This window comes from Streptomyces sp. NPDC024632, assembly GCF_055559175.1.
Window position 1 is genome coordinate 1 of the sequence record NZ_JBVHLD010000044.1, and the last position, 2,017, is coordinate 2,017.

The window sequence follows — 2,017 nt, forward strand, 5'->3', positions numbered from 1 at the left end:
CCGGTCCGGCAACAACGGCTCGATTCGCGCCCACTGCGCGTCGCTTAACGGCACACCCGGACCAACGATCAGATGATCCGAACGAAACGGCCTAGCCGTGCACGCCCAGCGGGCAGAAAACGAGGTCTGCGGCGGCTGCCGACGGCGTGCTGCGCTCCTGGCACCGCGAACTGGCAGATCAGTTCGTGCGCGTGGGCGACGGTCGGAGGGGTGTACCAGGCCGGGCGGCGGCCGAGCGGGGTGAACGGCGGCGGCAGACGCGGGTCAATGTCGATGCCGGACCAGTCAGGAGTCGGGCACCGGGCTGACACACACGTGCCGGTCGCGGTGGCGCTCAGCGGCGACAGCTGCATCGCTGGAAGCGTCAGAGCCGGAAAGAGGAGAAGCCCGGCGGGAACCGGTGATCGTGGTCCAGATTCTCGCGAATACGGGTCACTTCGGCGGCGGTCAGCCGCCGCTGCCCTCCGTTCGTGAACAAGTGCCACTGCCAGTCGGCTTCGTGCCAGCTGTACGCGACCACCGGGTCCAGCGGCTCCGCTTCCAGCTCTGCGGCCTCCTCCTCAGTGAGCGGCGGAAGCCCCCAGGCCAGGCCGGCCCAGCCGAAGCGGTAGGGCGGCTCGCCCGCGGGCTGGCGTGCCAGCTTCGCGTACGGCCGCCCGGCCTCGGCGGCACTGTGCCGCGGCGCCAGCACCGGTTCGAGGCCGATAACGATCAGCCCGCTGTCCGGGTCGCCGTCGTCGAAGGTGACCTCTTCCAGCGGCCAGGGCCACCACCGGGGCATAGGCCCGACCATGGCGCCGTCGCCGTAACGCGCCTGCCACCGGCGGAGCCGGTCGAAGAACGCGGCGTCCTCGTCCTCACCGAAGGCACTCTCACCCGTGTTCTCGCTCATGACCCCAGTAGAACCCACCCCACTGACATCGGCCGACGGCCTATCCACATGTGCAGCCTGTCCGGCGCGGCCATCGTCTACGAGCAGTCACCCCGAGGTGATCATCACGGTCGGCACCAGGTGCTACCCGTTCGACGGCCGGACAATGGAGATCTTCGGCGGTGACCCAGTCCGCTTCTACATACGGAACATGTACGTACACGTCACCCGCATCCGAGACCTGTTGCCCGGACGTCGCCGATCGAACTTCCCTACGTTGTGGCACGGGTCCGGGCCAGCCCTTCGTATGGTTGGCCCGCCCAGGGGTGTCGGGTGTGGCTTCAAACTTCTGCCGCTTGTGGCTGCCATGGATTGGCCACACGACACCCCACGACGACTCGGCTGCCAATTAGGAGATGCGCACGGTCGCTCCGTAGGGAATCGACAGCGAGGTCTTCCGTGGTACGTCCGCACAGCCCGACGCACGGAGGAACCGCGTGGCCGCCGGCTGCTGTCTCGACGGGTCGCCAAGGATGAGCCGGAGCTACTCCATCTCCCCGCCGACGTCCTGGACTTGGGCGACGAGGTGACGCGGGGCATCGACCTCGCCGACGGCGGGCTGCCCTGGTAATCGCGGTGCTCCTCAACCACGGCCAGCGCGCCTTCTGCATCTCCGGACGGGCCATCAACCGTGCCTCCGAGGGCTACCGCGGCGAGGACAAGACTGATGCCAAGGACGCGGCGGTGACCGCAGACCGGACCCGCATCCGCCGGGACCTGCAGGTCCTGCGGACCGGCGACGAGACCGCTACCGACCTCAAGCTCCTCACAGCCCACCACTCGGACCTGGTCGGCGACCGCACCCGCACCGTCAACCGCCTCCACATCCACCTGACCGGCATCTTTCCCGCGCTGGACCGGGTCCTGGACCTCATTGACGCCGGGCCATTGACGCTTCTGACCGGCTATCAGACCCCGGCCGCCCTGCGTCCCCTGGGCACGAAACCGCTGGCGAGCTGGTTGCGGAATCGCGGCGTTCGTGGCGCCGACCAAGCTTGGTACTTCCAGCGGTAGTAGCACGACCAGTAGCTCACCACGCGCCGCTCCGTGCGCGCGAAGAAGGCCGCATTCCGAGCGATGAACTCA

The 2,017-nt window shown here is 68.3% G+C and carries 1 protein-coding gene and 1 pseudogene; one reads left to right on the forward strand and one right to left on the reverse strand.

Going from position 1 to position 2,017, the window contains the following annotated elements; all coding sequences use genetic code 11:
* Positions 1–364 precede the first annotated feature (364 nt).
* Positions 365–892 (reverse strand): hypothetical protein, encoded by a 528-nt coding sequence (locus ACZ37P_RS38455; protein ID WP_401308838.1) that lies wholly within the window; start codon positions 890–892, stop codon positions 365–367.
* 478 nt (positions 893–1,370) lie between these two features.
* On the opposite strand from ACZ37P_RS38455, the pseudogene ACZ37P_RS38460 reads away from it, so the two are divergent.
* A pseudogene (locus ACZ37P_RS38460) lies at positions 1,371–1,924 on the forward strand (IS110 family transposase); the annotation flags it as partial.
* Between the last annotated feature and the right edge of the window lie 93 nt (positions 1,925–2,017).